This is a genomic window from Phytobacter sp. V69, from assembly GCF_965644215.1.
GTDB lineage: Bacteria > Pseudomonadota > Gammaproteobacteria > Enterobacterales > Enterobacteriaceae > Phytobacter.
In genome coordinates, this window is sequence record NZ_CBFFRL010000120.1 from 1 (window position 1) to 15394 (window position 15394).

General features: G+C 56.2%; 15 protein-coding genes. 6 read left to right on the forward strand and 9 right to left on the reverse strand.

The genetic code is table 11. The features are described from left to right. The first annotated feature begins 42 nt into the window (after nucleotides 1–42). The gene (locus ACSZPU_RS16440; protein WP_499000882.1) at nucleotides 43–219 is read left to right on the forward strand and encodes an HTH-like domain-containing protein; all 177 of its coding nucleotides are present in this window, start codon (nucleotides 43–45) and stop codon (nucleotides 217–219) included. On the opposite strand, the gene ACSZPU_RS16445 is transcribed toward ACSZPU_RS16440, so the two are convergent. Beyond that, nucleotides 135–323 carry a hypothetical protein gene (locus ACSZPU_RS16445; RefSeq protein ID WP_499000917.1) on the reverse strand — a complete coding sequence of 63 codons (189 nt, stop codon included), beginning with the start codon at nucleotides 321–323 and terminating at the stop codon, nucleotides 135–137. The two genes, ACSZPU_RS16440 and ACSZPU_RS16445, sit on opposite strands and share 85 nt — an antisense overlap. 47 nt (nucleotides 324–370) lie before the next feature. Here ACSZPU_RS16445 and guaD point away from each other — a divergent pair, with 47 nt between their 5' ends. Continuing rightward, entirely contained in the window at nucleotides 371–1690 is a 1320-nt protein-coding gene (gene guaD / locus ACSZPU_RS16450; RefSeq protein WP_499000885.1) for a guanine deaminase, read from the forward strand. A 397-nt stretch (nucleotides 1691–2087) separates the two neighbouring features. Here the strand turns inward: guaD and uraH are convergent, their stop codons facing one another. Genes uraH through ACSZPU_RS16465 form a run of 3 tightly spaced genes read right to left on the reverse strand, consistent with a single transcriptional unit; the run spans nucleotide 2088 to nucleotide 4268 of the window. Further along, nucleotides 2088–2411 carry a hydroxyisourate hydrolase gene (gene uraH, locus ACSZPU_RS16455; RefSeq protein ID WP_499000887.1) on the reverse strand — a complete coding sequence of 108 codons (324 nt, stop codon included), beginning with the start codon at nucleotides 2409–2411 and terminating at the stop codon, nucleotides 2088–2090. Further along, the gene (gene uraD, locus ACSZPU_RS16460; protein ID WP_499000889.1) at nucleotides 2408–2908 is read right to left on the reverse strand and encodes a 2-oxo-4-hydroxy-4-carboxy-5-ureidoimidazoline decarboxylase; all 501 of its coding nucleotides are present in this window, start codon (nucleotides 2906–2908) and stop codon (nucleotides 2408–2410) included. The genes uraH and uraD overlap by 4 nt, the downstream gene beginning before the upstream one ends. Continuing rightward, a complete protein-coding gene (locus ACSZPU_RS16465; protein WP_499000892.1) occupies nucleotides 2886–4268 on the reverse strand; it encodes a nucleobase:cation symporter-2 family protein in 1383 nt (460 codons plus the stop codon). The genes uraD and ACSZPU_RS16465 overlap by 23 nt, the downstream gene beginning before the upstream one ends. Before the next feature lie 268 nt (nucleotides 4269–4536). On the opposite strand from ACSZPU_RS16465, the gene hpxO reads away from it, so the two are divergent. Beyond that, the gene (gene hpxO / locus ACSZPU_RS16470) at nucleotides 4537–5691 is read left to right on the forward strand and encodes an FAD-dependent urate hydroxylase HpxO (RefSeq protein WP_499000895.1); all 1155 of its coding nucleotides are present in this window, start codon (nucleotides 4537–4539) and stop codon (nucleotides 5689–5691) included. A gap of 119 nt (nucleotides 5692–5810) precedes the next feature. On the opposite strand, the gene hpxR is transcribed toward hpxO, so the two are convergent. Continuing rightward, a complete protein-coding gene (gene hpxR / locus ACSZPU_RS16475; protein WP_499000897.1) occupies nucleotides 5811–6734 on the reverse strand; it encodes a LysR family hpxDE operon transcriptional regulator HpxR in 924 nt (307 codons plus the stop codon). 127 nt (nucleotides 6735–6861) lie between these two features. Between hpxR and hpxD the strand changes: the two genes are divergently transcribed. Both hpxD and ACSZPU_RS16485 read left to right on the forward strand, forming a co-directional pair. Continuing rightward, complete coding sequence (gene hpxD / locus ACSZPU_RS16480; RefSeq protein WP_499000900.1) at nucleotides 6862–7899, forward strand: molybdenum cofactor-independent xanthine hydroxylase subunit HpxD; 1038 nt, start codon at nucleotides 6862–6864, stop codon at nucleotides 7897–7899. Nucleotides 7900–7907: 8 nt separating this feature from the next. After that, nucleotides 7908–8873: a PDR/VanB family oxidoreductase gene (locus tag ACSZPU_RS16485; protein ID WP_499000902.1), complete on the forward strand. Its 966-nt coding sequence runs from the start codon at nucleotides 7908–7910 to the stop codon at nucleotides 8871–8873. A gap of 19 nt (nucleotides 8874–8892) precedes the next feature. Here ACSZPU_RS16485 and ACSZPU_RS16490 read toward each other — a convergent pair whose 3' ends face one another. The 3 genes from ACSZPU_RS16490 to argC form a co-directional block, all read right to left on the reverse strand. Beyond that, complete coding sequence (locus tag ACSZPU_RS16490; RefSeq protein ID WP_499000905.1) at nucleotides 8893–9924, reverse strand: methionine synthase; 1032 nt, start codon at nucleotides 9922–9924, stop codon at nucleotides 8893–8895. 28 nt (nucleotides 9925–9952) lie between these two features. Next, a complete protein-coding gene (locus tag ACSZPU_RS16495) occupies nucleotides 9953–10936 on the reverse strand; it encodes a DUF1852 domain-containing protein (protein WP_499000908.1) in 984 nt (327 codons plus the stop codon). Nucleotides 10937–11179: 243 nt separating this feature from the next. Then, nucleotides 11180–12103, reverse strand: coding sequence for an N-acetyl-gamma-glutamyl-phosphate reductase (argC, locus tag ACSZPU_RS16500; protein WP_499000910.1), 924 nt, complete (start codon nucleotides 12101–12103; stop codon nucleotides 11180–11182). A gap of 111 nt (nucleotides 12104–12214) precedes the next feature. On the opposite strand from argC, the gene ACSZPU_RS16505 reads away from it, so the two are divergent. Next, on the forward strand, nucleotides 12215–13102 hold the full coding sequence (locus tag ACSZPU_RS16505) for a LysR family transcriptional regulator (RefSeq protein ID WP_499000912.1): 888 nt from the start codon (nucleotides 12215–12217) through the stop codon (nucleotides 13100–13102). 494 nt (nucleotides 13103–13596) lie between these two features. Here ACSZPU_RS16505 and tcp read toward each other — a convergent pair whose 3' ends face one another. Further along, nucleotides 13597–15261 (reverse strand): methyl-accepting chemotaxis citrate transducer, encoded by a 1665-nt coding sequence (gene tcp / locus ACSZPU_RS16510; RefSeq protein WP_499000915.1) that lies wholly within the window; start codon nucleotides 15259–15261, stop codon nucleotides 13597–13599. Nucleotides 15262–15394: the final 133 nt, after the last annotated feature.

The following is a 15394-nucleotide window of genomic DNA, read 5'->3' on the forward strand; positions in this document are numbered from 1 at the left end:
GTCATGATAATAGGGCCTTCTGATTAGAAGGCCCTATTATCAATGATTTTTATCCTCGTGACGACACTATCTAAGTATGCTGATGAGTTAAAGGATATACCCAGTGACGTGGTTTGCGACCGAATTGGAGTCAATCAGTCTTTCAGGACGGTCGTCAGTAAAATGATTAAAATCGTAAACCGCTTAAAAGCTGCCGGGCTGGATGTATCGAAAATTTGAGAAATTCTCTTCCCGGTGCAAATGAGTAAGTAAAAAAAATCAAACTCGCTTTGCGCTCGCACGGCCTGTAAAACGAAGATCGCCGCCCCTACGCTGGCACTCATCTTGCATTAGTCCTTCACCCAGTACGGAAACAATGAAGGCAGGAAAGATGATTGACTACCATGTCGCCATCCGCGGCGCGCTGTTTGACATTGCCAGGGTCTGCGATAACGCAGACGATATCGCCCTTAATGCGCGTTACATTGAAGACGGGCTGCTGTTTATTCGCGACGGACAAATACAGGCGAGAATGACATGGCGGGAGGGAGAGCAACATCTGGATGCACACAAAGACTACACCGACCGGCGCGGCAAGCTGCTGCTCCCCGGTTTTATTGATGCCCACGTACACTACCCGCAAACCGAGATGATCGGCGCGTTTGGCGAGCAGTTGCTGGAGTGGCTGACCACCTATACCTTTCCGGTGGAGAGCCAGTTTTCCGATGAAGCCTACGCCAGCGAGATTGCCGAATTCTTCCTTAATCAGTTACTGAGCCACGGCACCACCACCGCACTGGTGTTCTGTACATTACATCCTGAGTCGGTCAACGCCCTGTTTAGCGAAGCGCTGCGCCTTAATATGCGCCTGATTGCCGGCAAAGTGATGATGGATCGCCATGCGCCGGATTACCTGAGCGAGACCGCCGGGCAGAGCTACCAGCAAACCCGCGAGCTGATCCAGCGCTGGCAGCATCAGGGGCGGCTGGGTTACGCCATTACGCCACGCTTTGCGCCCACCTCCACGCCGGAGTTGCTCGATGCGGTGCGCCGCTTGCGCGAGGAATTTCCCCACACCTGGCTGCAGACACATTTAAGTGAAAACCCCAATGAAGTGGCGTGGGTGAACGATCTCTGGCCGGAGCATGCGCGTTATCTGGATGTTTACCACCACTATGGATTGACCGGCGAGCGTAGCGTCTTTGCTCACGGTATCCATCTGCACGATGAGGAATGGCAGTGCCTGCACGATACCGGCTCTGCGGTGGCGTTTTGCCCGACCTCGAATCTGTTCCTTGGCAGCGGACTGTTCCGCCTGCCCGCCTGCTGGCAGCACAAGGTCCGCATGGGGATTGGCACGGATGTCGGGGCAGGCACTACTTTCAGTATGCTGCGCACCCTGGGTGAGGCCTATAAAGTGGGCCAGTTGCAAAGCTATCGCCTGCGCGCCAGCGAAGCGTTTTACCACGCGACTCTTGGCGGCGCAAATGCCCTGCGCCTGGACGATAAGATCGGCAATTTTGCGGTCGGGAAAGAGGCCGATTTTGTGGTCATCGACCCGGCCGTCACGCCGTTGCAGCGACTGCGCAACACGCGCTGTAAGGATATCTACGAACAACTTTTTGTGCTGATGACCCTCGGCGATGACCGCAATATCAGCGAGACGTGGATTAACGGCCAGTGCGCGTGGGGGAATGCGGCAGAAGAGTAATCCCTTTCCCGGGTGGCGGCGCAAGCGCCTTACCCGGGCTACATCTGTAGCCCCGGTTAGCGCAGCGCCACCGGGGAATCAGCCGCAGAAGATTCCCCCCAGCCACAAACGGCGATAAACCCGTAGCCCCGGTTAGCACAGCGCCACCGGGGAATCACCCGCGGAGGATTTCCCCCCGGCCACAAACGGCGGTAAACCCATAGCCCCGGTTAGCGCAGCGACACCGGGGAATCACCCGCGGAGGATTTCCCCCCGGCCACAAACGGCGGTAAACCTGTAGCCCCGGTTAGCACAGCGACACCGGGGAATCACTCGCGGAGGATTTCCCCTGGCCACAAACGGCGATAAACCCGTAGCCGCGGTTAGCGCAGCGACACCGGGGGGATCACAACGCCAATCAGCTCCCGCGATAGGTTGACCAACCGCCGGGAGCGATCAAAAACGGCAGATGGAAATGCTCCTCGGCCTCATCTGCAATCACAAAATCAATTTGCACACAGGGAAACAGCGTCGCCACGCCCTGCTTTGCAAACCATTCGCCCGTCTGCGCCACCAGCCGATATTGCCCCGGCGTCAGCGGTACGGGAAATGCACCAATCCGCCCGTTATCGTCGGTAATGCCCTGGGCCAGCACCAGCTCATCGCACGCCAGAAACACCGTCACGCCAGGGGCGGGTTTGCCAGTTGAAATATCAAGAATATGTGTACTGAGGCTACTCATTCGCCAATCGCTCCTGCCAGTCGTAATAAAGTGATTTCCCGTAACTGTTCCAGCGCCACCGTTATCTCTTCGGCATCGCTGTGGGTGAGGCGCTGCTCAAGCGCCTGTAAGATCGCTTCCCCGCTGCGCCCTTTAGCGCGGATCAAAAAGACCCGGCCAAAACGCGCTTCATACGCCGCGTTCCCCAGCCGCAGCGCCTCTGTCAACTGCGAGTCCTGCCCATTAACCGCCGACTGCTCCTGAAGTGATAACGCGGCATGCGCCTGCTCACCCGCTGGTTTTTCACCAATGCGCGGATGCGCGCTCAGCGCCTGCTCCAGCTCGGCGCTGCCCCAGGATTCGGCCAGCGCCCGCGCGCTGTGGTGTAACGCCGCAAGCGTGGTATACGGACGTGCGGCAACCAGCGCCGCCGTCCAGTCGGGGAGCGCCACGCAGGGCTGTAACAGCGCCATCGCATCCTCGCGGTCCAGCTGATTAAAGTGATTCAGCGCGATCATCGCTACCCCTTGCATCTGGCGAAATTGCCGGTTTTTCTTCCGGAATGATAAGATTCAGCACAATCGCCACTAAACCACCGCAGGTTGCCGCTGAGCCAAACAGATTACCGATAATCGCCGGGAAATGGGCGAGAAATGCCGGAACGGCTTCAACGCCCATGCCGAAACCGAACGCCAGTCCGACAATCATCATGTCGCGGCGGGTTAACGGGTTCTGGGTAATGATGCGGATGCCTGCAGCCACCACGCAGCCAAACATCACCATGGTGGCCCCACCCAGCACCGGAAGCGGAATCTGGCGCAACACTTCACCAAACGGCGGGAACAGGCCCAGCAGAACCAGGATCACACCGATATAGCGCCCAACAAAGCGGCTGGCGACGCCGGTCATCTGGATGACGCCATTGTTTTGCGCAAAGGTGGTATTGGGAAAGGCACACAGCATCGCCGCGATCATACAGCTGATACCATCAGCGAGGATGCCGCCTTTCAGCCGGGAGCGAAAGGCGCTGTCATCAATGCGCTGGTGTGAGATCAGACAGTTGGCAGTGAGATCGCCCACGGCCTCCAGAATACAGACCAGCGACACCAGCGCAACGGGCAGGAAAATAGCGCCGTTGAACTGGAAACCAAACGGGAACAGCGACGGCAGGCGGAACCAGGTATCGCCCAGGCCGCTGAAATGAAACTTACCGACCAGTGCCGCTGCAATACAGCCAACCGCAATACCGACCACCACGGAAGAGAGGCGAAGCCAGCGGTTTTTCGCGCAACTCAGTAACACAATCACCGCCAGCGTACCCGCTCCCAGGGCGATGTTGCTCATGCTGCCAAAATCTTTCGCCTGCACCCCACCGCACCAGTTATTTACGCTGACTTTAATCAGGCTGATGCCAATCAGGGCAATCACGCTGCCGGTGATGATGGGCGTAAAGATGCGTTTGAGTTGTTCAATAAAGCGGCTGACAATAATCGGCACCAACGCGGCCACGACATTCACGCCAAACAGCATCGCCATCACATCCTGCGCCGTGCCGCCCTGTCCCTTCACCCACATTCCGCCTGCGATGGCCACACCAAGAAAAGCAAAGCTGGTGCCCTGCATACAGATCATCCCGGCTCCCACACCCCACACGCGGTTGGATTGTAAAAAGGTACCAATGCCGGATGCCAACAACGACATGCTGATCAGATACGGCATCCACTCGCCCAGCCCCAGCGTCGCGCCAATGATCAGCGGTGGCGTGATGATCCCGACCAATCCGGCCAGCACATGCTGTAACGCGCTGAAAAAAGCCGGTAGCGGAGGGATCCGTTGTTCCAGCCCGTACAATAACTCGATGTTTTTTTCATCCGACATGGCGTTGCATCCTGTTGTCAATTAGCGTCAACGGCGTGATGCACAAAGCAGGCTAGGGTCGACAATCTCCGCCAGTACACTGAAACTTTAGACTCTCATACTCAAATTAAGAAATTTTTGATTCACAAAAAGGCAACGCTAATGCAAATATGCACAACAATGGTGCAACATAGCGGTGCATTGCCCGCTTATCCCCCGCGCTTGCTCCTGTGCGCATCCTGGTACGCAAATTGCTGAACCTATTACACGTATGTAAAAGGAGAGCAGAATGAAAGCACTGGTGATTGGCGCAGGTATTGGCGGTCTGAGCGCTGCCGTGGCGTTAAAAAATGCAGGGATTGCGTGTGAGGTCTTTGAAGCCGTCAAAGAGATTAAACCGGTCGGCGCGGCGATTTCCATCTGGCCCAACGGCGTGAAGTGCATGAACCATCTGGGGATGGGAGAGTTGATTGAGACCTACGGTGGACCGATGCGCACTCTGGCCTATAAGGATTACCGTCAGGGGGAAACCCTGACGCAGTTTAGCCTTGCGCCGCTGGTCGAGCGGGTTGGCGGCCGCCCGTGCCCGGTTTCGCGCGCGGAGTTGCAGCGTGAAATGCTGAACTACTGGGGCCGCGAGAACGTGCAGTTTGGTAAACGGGTCAGCGGGGTGGAAGAGCATGCCGATGGCGTGACCGCGTGGTTCACCGATGGCACCACGGCGCACGGCGATGTTCTGATTGCCGCCGACGGCAGTCATTCCGCGCTGCGCCCTTACGTGCTGGGTTACACGCCGGAACGCCGTTACGCCGGTTACGTCAACTGGAATGGTCTGGTGAAGATCGACGAAGCGATTGCCCCGGCCGAGCAGTGGACAACCTTTGTCGGCGAAGGCAAACGGGTGTCGCTGATGCCTGTCTCCGACGGGCGTTTCTACTTTTTCTTTGATGTGCCCTTGCCTGCCGGACTTGCCGAGGATCGCACGACGCTGCGCGACGATCTGACGCGCTATTTCCGCGGCTGGGCCCCGCCAGTTCAGCGGCTGATCGCCGCACTTGACCCGCAGACCACCAACCGTATCGAGATCCATGATATTGAGCCGTTCGACAGACTGGTACGAGGCAAAGTGGCGCTGCTGGGCGATGCCGGGCACAGCACCACGCCGGATATCGGTCAGGGCGGCTGCGCGGCAATGGAAGATGCGGTAGTGCTGGGGGAGATTTTCCGCACACAGACCGCCATTGAAAGTGCGCTGCGGGAGTATGAAACACAGCGCTGCAACCGGGTGCGCGATCTGGTGCTCAAGGCGCGTAAACGCTGCGATGTCACCCACGGCAAGGACATGGCGTTGACGCAGGCCTGGTATCAGGAGCTCAAAGAAGAGACCGGCGAGCGCATTATCAACGGCCTGTGCGATACCATTCAGGGCGGGCCGTTAGGGTAATAGGTGGTGATAACCGTCATCGATGCACCGCACACACTCCCGGAGGCGGCGCGATGCGCCTTGTCCGGGCTACCTGTCCGCTGACCGTAGCCCCGGTTAGCGCAGCGCCACCGGGGGAATCAGCTCAATGGCGGGTGCAGAGCCTGTATCTCTTCCATCACGGCGGTCAGTTTCTGGATGACCATCTGCGCCGGGCGGGAAAGCTGGCGTGATGGCGCGGTGCACAGCGCCAGAGTCAGTGGACGCAGCAGCTTGTTACGCAGCGGCACAAAGGCCAGTTGCCCGTTTTTCACCTCGTCCAGCACATCCAGCAAACTCAGCACTGCAACGCCACTCCCCCTGAGCACCAGCGATTTGATAAGCCGGATATCGTTGCAGTTGATAGTGTTCGCCGGGGCCAGATCGTAGTGCCGATACAGCATCGCGACACGCTCATGCACAATTAGCGGTGCGCCGGGCAGAATATGCCGCGCCTCGCTCAACGCCCCCAGCGACAACGCCGATGCTGTTGCCATTTCATGATCCGTGCGCATCACCACGCCCATCTCCAGCTCAGCAAACGCCAGCACGTTCAGCCCAGCCTGACCTTCCGGGTCAAGGATTAAGCCAAAGTCGAGATCCGCCTGCCGCACTTTCTGGCTGACGGTATGACTGTCTGCCACCTGCAACATCAACTCCAGCCACGGCTGCCCGCTGATAATATCGGCCAGCGCGCTGGCAAAACTCCCCTCTGCCAGCGCCTGCACCATCCCCACGCTGACCGTGCCACGCTTTAGCCCCTGCAGCTCGTCAAATTTCTGCCGGGTAAGCTGAAACTCTTTTTGCCAGCGCAACAGGTTGTCGTAAAGCAACTCTCCCGCCGTGGTCATCCGCAACCCTTCCGGCAGACGTTCAAACAGCGGCGTACCGAACTCTTCCTCCGCCTGCAAAATCTGTCGGTTAATGGCCGACGCGGAGATATGTAGTTTTTCAGCCGCGCGGCGCAGGCTGCCACTGCGGGCAACTTCGGCGAAATAAAGTGCGAAACGCGAAAATGGACTCATGCAACACCTGTACACTTTTTTGCAACGGGGGAGTGAATTAATGGCGATGGATGTGCACACCCTAATATGACAACAATAAAGTTACAACAATTAAACAATTGCTTTTCCGTGAGCAGGAAGGAAGACCATGAAAACAGCACTCCCCACCCCACCCGCCCATTGCACCTTCGAGCCGGAGGACTGGCTGCGTCTGGCAAAATGCTGGCACCCGGTTGCCCGCGCCTGTGACATTGGCGCCGCGCCAGTGAAAGCTACGCTGCTCGATGAACAACTGGTGATTTATCGCGTAAAAGGCCAGGTCGTGGTTGCCCGCGATGTCTGCCCGCATCGCGGCGTGCCGCTGACGCTCGGTTTTCACGACGACGAAGGCATCGTCTGCCCCTACCACGGGCTGCGTTTCGGAGAGGATGGACGCTGCAACCGCATTCCCTCCAGCCCTGACCAGGCGGTTCCGGCAAAGCTCAACCTGTTAACCTATGCGATTGAAGAGCGCTATGGCCTGATTTGGACATGCCTGGCGTTTGACGCGGAAAACCCTCAGCCGCTGCCGACCATGCCGCACTGGGATGACGCCGGTTTTCAGCAGATCAACTGCCCCGCGTTTGAGGTGAACGGTTTTGCCGGACGGCAGGTGGAAGGGTTCCTGGATGTTGCCCACTTCGCCTGGATCCACACGGAGACCTTTGCCGATGCCAGCAATCAGGTGGTCCCCAATTACAACCCGCAGGAAACCACGTTCGGCTTTATCGCCGACTACTGGAGTTCGGTGGGTAACTATCCGGCGAGTTCGCCATACCGGGCGCCGGATGATTTTCAGTGGCTACGCCATTTCGAAATGCATCTGCCGTTTACCGCCACGCTGACGATCCATTTTCCCGGCGAGGCGCGGCTGGTGATCATGAATGCCGCATCACCAGTCTCTTCCCGAGTGACGCGCATGTTTGCGCCTATCGCACGCAATTTCGATCTGCATGTGCCCGTCGAGGATGTCCATGCCTTTAACCTGCGTGTGTTTGAAGAAGACCGCCTGATGGTGGAGACACAGCGCCCGGAACGGCTGCCGCTGGATCTGACGCTGGAAGCCCATATTCCGGCAGACAGAAGTTCGATAGCCTATCGCCGTGGCCTGAAAAAAATGGGCTTTGGCGAGTTTTTCCTGGTATGAGGTGCGTCATGAACGCGATGCTGAACGTGGTGGTTGATGGCCTGTGGTGTCAGGGCGACAAAAGTCTGTCCGTGCGTCTGGTGAGCACCAGTGGTGAACCGCTGCCCGACTGGGAGCCAGGTGCGCACATTGATGTGCACTTGCCCTGCGGCCTGATCCGCCAGTATTCCCTGACCGGAGTGCGCACAACGGAGAGCTATCTTATCTGCGTGGCGCAGGAAAGCGCATCACGCGGCGGTTCCCGCTATATCTATCAGACGCTGCGCCCCGGTCAGACGCTGCTAATTTCCGCACCGCGCAATCTGTTTGCCCTGCACGACGACGGCCCGGTTCTGCTGCTGGCCGCCGGGATTGGCATTACCCCGCTGTATGCAATGCTGTTGCAACGGGAAGCCGCGGGCACGCCGTTTGTGCTGCACTATTTTGTCAGACGCCGGGAAGACGCCGCGTTTTTGCGCGAACTCTCCCGGCCACTCAAATTCGGGACGTGCGTGGTGCACTGTTCTGCCGAGGGTAACAGCCCGCGCCAGACACTGGCGACCACCCTTCCCGCACCCGGCGACGGGCAGCGGATCTACACCTGCGGCCCGGAGGGATTTATGGCAGCGGTCAGAGTGGCAGCAATAGAAAAAGGGTGGCCGGAAACGCATATCCACAGCGAGGCTTTTGCGCCAGTGCCCCCAGCCGCGGCCTCGCAGGATGAAGAAACGTTTACCATTACGCTGGCCTCCAGCGGGGAGAAATGGCCAGTACCGGCGAACAAGAGCATCGCGCAGGTACTGCAGGATAACGGCGTTGCGGTGCCGCTCTCCTGCGAGATGGGGATTTGCGGGGCCTGCCTCACGCCGGTTATTGACGGCGTTGTCGACCATCGCGATACGGTGCAGTCGGCAGCAGAGAAAAGCGCCCGTACGCAGCATATCGCGCTATGCTGTTCCCGCAGCCACTCCGGGGAACTGGTGATTGATTTGTAGTCACCAGGCGCTGGCGACATTATTTACCGGTGAGTTCTCTGCGGATAATCTCTGCGCCTGCGCTTAACGCATTGAGCTTGCCGTTAGCCACCCGACGCGATAAAGGCGTCATGCCGCAGTTGGTTGACGGATAGAGCTTATCGGCAGCGACAAACTGCAGGGCTTTGCGCAATGTGGCGGCAACCTCTTCCGGTGTCTCAATGGCATTGGTTGCCACATCAATTGCCCCAACCATCACTTTTTTACCGCGAATCAGTTCAAGCAGGTCCATAGGGACACGCGAGTTATGGCATTCCAGCGAGATGATATCGATATTCGATGTCTGCAGTTTCGGGAATGCTTCTTCGTATTGTCGCCACTCAGAGCCCAGCGTCTTTTTCCAGTCGGTATTGGCTTTAATGCCATAGCCGTAGCAAATATGTACCGCTGTCTCACATTTCAGCCCTTCGATAGCGCGTTCTAAGGCAGCAATACCCCAGTCGTTCACCTCTTCAAAGAACACGTTAAAAGCCGGCTCATCAAACTGGATAATATCGACACCCGCTGCTTCTAACTCTTTGGCTTCCTGGTTAAGGATTTTGGCGAATTCCCAGGCCAGTTTTTCGCGGCTTTTGTAGTGCGCATCATAGAGCGTATCGATCATCGTCATCGGCCCAGGCAGCGCCCATTTAATCGGCTGTTTGGTCAACTGACGTAAGAATTTGGCATCGTCAACAAAGACCGGTTTCTGGCGCTCAACGGCACTCACCACTGTGGGGACGCTCGCATCATAGCGATTGCGAATTTTAACGGTTTCACGTTTTTCAAAATCAACGCCGCTGAGGTGTTCAATAAAGGTCGTGACAAAGTGCTGACGCGTTTGTTCGCCATCGCTGACAATATCAATTCCTGCCCGCAGTTGGTCATACAGGGACAAGCTCAGGGCATCTTTTTTCCCTTCAACCAATTCTTCGTTTTGTAATTTCCACGGCGACCACAGTTTCTCCGGCTCTGCAAGCCAGGACGGTTTCGGCAAACTGCCTGCGGTTGATGTAGGGAGCAATGTTTTCATAATAAATGACCTTTCAATTCCTGGTTAATTAAAGAGCGTAGCTAGCGGGCCATTGCTCAAGAATATTCTTATAGGGTTTGATGAAATGCTCTTCCGTAAATTTACCCTGCTCAATCGCCAGTTGGCTGCGCTCTTCCCGGTCATACACAATTTTGGTTAATGAATGATCCTGGTGATTCAGGTCTGGCTGGTAATATTGACCGGCGACAGAGTTCGCATTGTAAATTTCAGGTCGGTAAATCTTCTGGAACGTCTCCATCGTGCTGATGGTGCTGATAAGCTCAAGGTCGGTGTAATCACGGAGTAAATCCCCCGAGAAATAAAAGGCCAGCGGAGCCACGCTGTTTGGCGGCATGAAATAGCGAACCTGCAGGCCCATTTTGTTGAAATATTGCTCCGTCAGCGAAGAGCCATTGGGCTGGTATTCGATGCCCAGAACAGGGTGCTGATTGCCCGTGCGTTGATAGACGTCTTTGCTGGACACGCTGAGGCATATCACCGGTGACTTTTTAAAGTTCGCTTTGTAGGCACTGGAATTGACGAAATGTTTGAAGATATTGCCATGTAAATCGCCAAAATCATGCGGAGTGCTAAACTGCGTCTGGCCTTTATTGTGATCTAACAGCAACACGCTGAAGTCATAATCTCGCACGTAAGAAGAGAAGTTATTACCGACAATCCCCTCAATACGTTCGTTGGTTTTTTTATCAACAATATGCGTTTTCAATATTTCAATGGCCGGGAACGCAATGTCATTGCCCTCGGTGCCAATATTCATTTCTGCGGAAATAATTTCAAGTTCGACAGAATAGCGGTCGCTTTTAGGGTTATCCCAATGCGCCAGAGTATTGAAGCGATTGTCGATCATCACTAACGTGTTGCGCAGGTTTTCCTGACGGTTCTCGCCTCTGGCCAGATTGGCAAAGTTAGTCGTAATACGCGTATTTTCAGAGGGGTTATAATTTTCGTCGAAGCGACTGCCCTTAATAGTAAATGTGAAATCTTTATTCATCGCGATCTTGCACCCTGGGTTCTACCATGAAAACGCCCTTTATTCATTGAGTTACCAGACGGTCTGGTTTCTCATTCCTAGTTTTCATGTTATCAATAAGTTAATGTTGAATATTTATGCCAGAGCTATCGGATGAGAGAAAGCGACTTAATTTCATTACAACATGAGCCATCTTCATGATCAGGCGTGCAGACCAGACGGCAGCCGGTGCCGGGAGAAAAAGCCCGACACCCTGGCCGCGTGTTAGCTGGCACCGATGAGCAGATTGAGGTTTTGCACGGCCGCGCCCGATGCACCTTTGCCCAGGTTATCGAACACCGCCGTTAGCAATATTTGTCCGTTCTCAGGGTTTGAAAATACGCTCAGCTCCATATCATTGGTCCCGTTCAACCGCTCGGGATTGATGCGATCTGTATCACCTGCCGTCGTCTGTGCCAGTACTCTTACCTGTTTGCTGTCGGCGTAATGCTGCGCGAGGCAGGTATGTATTGCCGATGCACTGGCGTTTTTGGCGAGCAAACGTTGGTGTAATGGCACGCTCAGTACAATCCCCTGACGGTACGCGCCGTAAGCAGGCATAAAGACCGGTGGCACAGAGAGCCCCGCGTAGCGCGCGATCTCCGGAACATGTTTATGTTTCAGCCCCAACCCATAGACCTGAAATGCTGGCGCAGAACCCGCCGTTTCACCTTCGAACAGATCAATCCCCGCCCTTCCCCCGCCCGAATAGCCGGATACCGCATGAATGGACAGCGGATAATCGACGGGCAGCAGCCCGGCGTTAACCAGCGGGAGCAGAAGACCGATCGCCCCCGTTGGGTAACAACCGGGGTTGGTAATGCGTTTTGATGCGTTGATGCGCGCAGCCTGGTCGGCACTCATCTCAGGAAAACCGTATGTCCAGCCGGGTGTCACCCGATGGGCTGAGCTGGCATCGATAACCCGTACATGAGGATTTTTCACCATCGCCACCGCATTACGTGCGGCGTCATCGGGCAGGCACAGGATGGCAATATCGCAGTTGTTCAGCATTTCCGCCCGCAGACGCGCGTCTTTGCGTTGCGAGACAGGCAGCGCCACCAGGGTAATGTCGGAACGGTCGCGCAGCCGGTCGTGGATCTGCAGGCCTGTCGTGCCCTGTTCACCATCAATAAATACGTTGGTCATTGTCGTGTCCTGTGCCTGAAAGAATTTCATGACGTTGATGTTGTGCCAGGTTTAAGTACGGGTAAAGTTGAATTATCTTAACGTCAGATTCAGTTTTTCTGAGGTATATTGATGCGTGAGATTAACCTTGACCAGTTGCGCACACTGATAACGATTGCCGACACGGGCTCTTTCAATGAAGCCGCTCAACGACTGCATTTGTCACCGCCGACGGTCAGCCTGCACATTTCCGAGCTCGAAAACCGCGTGGGGACGACATTGCTTTCACGAACCCGGGGTAAAATTAGGCCAACGGCCATTGGCGAAAACATGGTCATCCATGCCCGCCGATTACTGGCCGACGCCGCGTATGCCCTGGATGATATCTCCCGCCAGGCGCAAGGGCTGACCGGGCAGGTCAGGCTCGGTGCTTCTACAGGGGCGATCGCCAATCTGCTGCCAAGGGCGATTGAAAAGCTTGCACAGCTTCATCCGAATATTGATGTGCACATTGCCGTGCTTACCTCACAACAGACTCTCGAGCAGCTAAAATCCGGTTCGCTCGATATCGGTATTGTGGCGCTTCCCCAGCTTCGTAGTAGCGGCCTGAAGATTGAGGCCTGGCGCCGGGATCCGGTTGTTGCATTTCTGCCTGTGAACTGGACAAGTCCGGATGTGGTGACACCTGAATGGATGCTTGATAAGCCGCTGATCCTCAATGGTTCAGGGACTCACTTGTCACAATTGACCAGTGGTTGGTTTGCACAGACGGGCCATCGTCCCACGCCGCGTATTACGCTCGATTACAACGATGCGATTAAAAGCCTGGTGGGTGCGGGCTATGGTGCCACGCTGTTACCGCTTGAATCAGGCACGCTACTCTCCGCTGACAATCGCATCGCCGCTCGCCCCTTAGAGCCTGCGCTGTGGCGTGAACTGGGATTGGCCTGGCGAGAGCGTGAAAATGACCTGTCTACGGCGCATTTGCTGTCGGTATTGCGGGGTTTAAAACAGGAGTGAGGAGCCGTTTGGTCCCCTCACCCTAACCTACAGGGATGAGGGTTCCCCACAAAAAATGCGAGCACGTTCGGTTCCCTCTCCCTGAGGGAGAGGGCCAGGGTGAGGGGGAAAATGCGGCTCTGGTGGTCATTCCGTTCACCTTATGTTCTTTGCTTTTCTATCGCGACAGAACCCGTGAACGTGCCAGGGTGGCTCATCGCCACCCCCCTGGCGACCCAGGCTCCCGGCCAGGAAAATCGCCGCTTCGCGGTCCACTCGTCTTATGCCGTCTGACTTTCGGGTCGGGGACCAGCCTACGTCCTTGTAGGCTATCCCCTCCGCCCGCGTCCCTGCGGGCGGCCCCGGTCAACCGTCAACGCCTCATCGATTTTCAGCCGGACCCTGTCATCGCTGTTACTTTTGTATTCTTATGGCGCGGTATTATCGCTGTAAAACGTAATATTACTGGGGATGCCTCAGCCCACAGGGAGAGGTAACAGAGCGGTGCGGGTTGCCTAGAACGTTTCCCAGTTGCTGTCGCTGGCAGCGGGTGCAGCGGTGGCAGCGACCAGGCGCGGAGCGATGGTCGGTTTGCCGGGTTTGCTTTGCAGCAGCATGCTGTGGCCGTTGACGCGGAAGACCGCAACGGCCTGGCGCAGCTGTTCAGCCTGCTCTTCCAGCGCCGCAGAGGCCGCAGCGGACTCCTGCACCAACGAGGCGTTCTGCTGGGTGACGCTGTCCATTTGCGATACCGCAAGGCTAACCTGCTCAATACCTTTACTTTGCTCGTCCGATGCGGAGGCGATTTCCCCCATAATATCGGTAACGCGGGTAACGGCATTGACGATCTCTTGCATGGTATCGCCCGCTTCGGCCACCAGCGAGGTACCGGAGTTGACGCGGCTTACGGAGTTTTCAATTAGCGTTTTAATCTCTTTTGCGGCCTGCGCACTGCGGCTGGCAAGCGTGCGCACTTCCCCTGCCACTACGGCAAATCCACGGCCCTGCTCGCCCGCGCGCGCGGCTTCAACGGCGGCGTTCAGCGCAAGGATATTTGTCTGGAAGGCAATGGCGTCGATCACGCTGGTGATCTGGGCTATCTGCTGGGAACTGCTGGAGATTTCGCTCATGGTGCGTACCACGTCGCTCACTACCTGACCGCCGCGGGCTGCGGTGTCCGAGGCATTTTTCGCCAGATTTGAGGCCTGACGGGCGTTTTCGGTATTCTGTTTCACCGTGGCGGTTAACTGCTCCATGCTGGCGGCGGTCTCTTCGAGTGACGCGGCCTGCTGTTCGGTGCGGGAGGAAAGATCGTTGTTGCCAGTGGAGATTTCCGTCGCGCCGGTATAAATCGAGTCGGAACTGTTACGCACCGCGCCCACGGTTTTGACCAGCGAGGATTGCATCTCATGCAGGCCACTGGCCAACTGGCTCATCTCGTTACGGCCTTCGGCGGAGATCGGCTGTGTCAGGTCGCCACCGGCGATGGCGCGAATGTGCCCCATGACGCTGCGCAGCGGTTTAAGCAGCAGATGTTGCAGCCCCAGCCAGATAATGGTCATGACCGCAATCACTACCAGCAAAATCACGCCGAGAGTCCATTGCATGCTGGTAAAGCTGCTCTGGTTTTCCCGCGCGGCAGCCTGCAGGAAGCTGTTGTTTTCAGTACGCCATTTCGCATAGCTGGCGTCCATATCATCCTGCGCCTGTTGGGCATCAAGGTTGCCGTAGGCTTCGTAGTTGTTCGCCCGCAGGAAGGTGATGGACTGCTGCAGCACGTCGTGCATTTTGGGGATGTTTTGCGAGACGTCGTTGGCTAACGCGGCATCCTGACCTGCCACGCGAGGCGTGCTTTTGTAGTTGTTGAAGTACCCTTCGGCCTTGTCGAGCGACTCAGAGGCGGTGGTAAGGAGCTTGTCGATACTGGCAAGGGACGCCGGATCGCGTTGATTTTTCAGAAAACGGATCGCCACGCGAGTGACAGTGACGCGTGTTTTGATCAGCGTGTTGACGCTGTCGCCAAGATTTTCCTGCTGTGCGCTAAGAATCCCCGTATTCTGGAAGTTTACTCTGTCATTATTGACTGCAGAGTAGAAAAGCCCGCCGGTAACCAGTTGAAGCAGACAAAATACCGATAGTGCGATGATGATGCCGGTAATAACCCGTATATTTTTGAGCATAACCTGAGTCCATGGGAGAGGAGAAATTGCACAATATATTATCGACACAGGGGGGATTAAGGAAGGTGCGATTTAATCGTCAATTATGAGAACATAACCCTTTCTTTGACATAGACTTTTCACGATGCCCGCT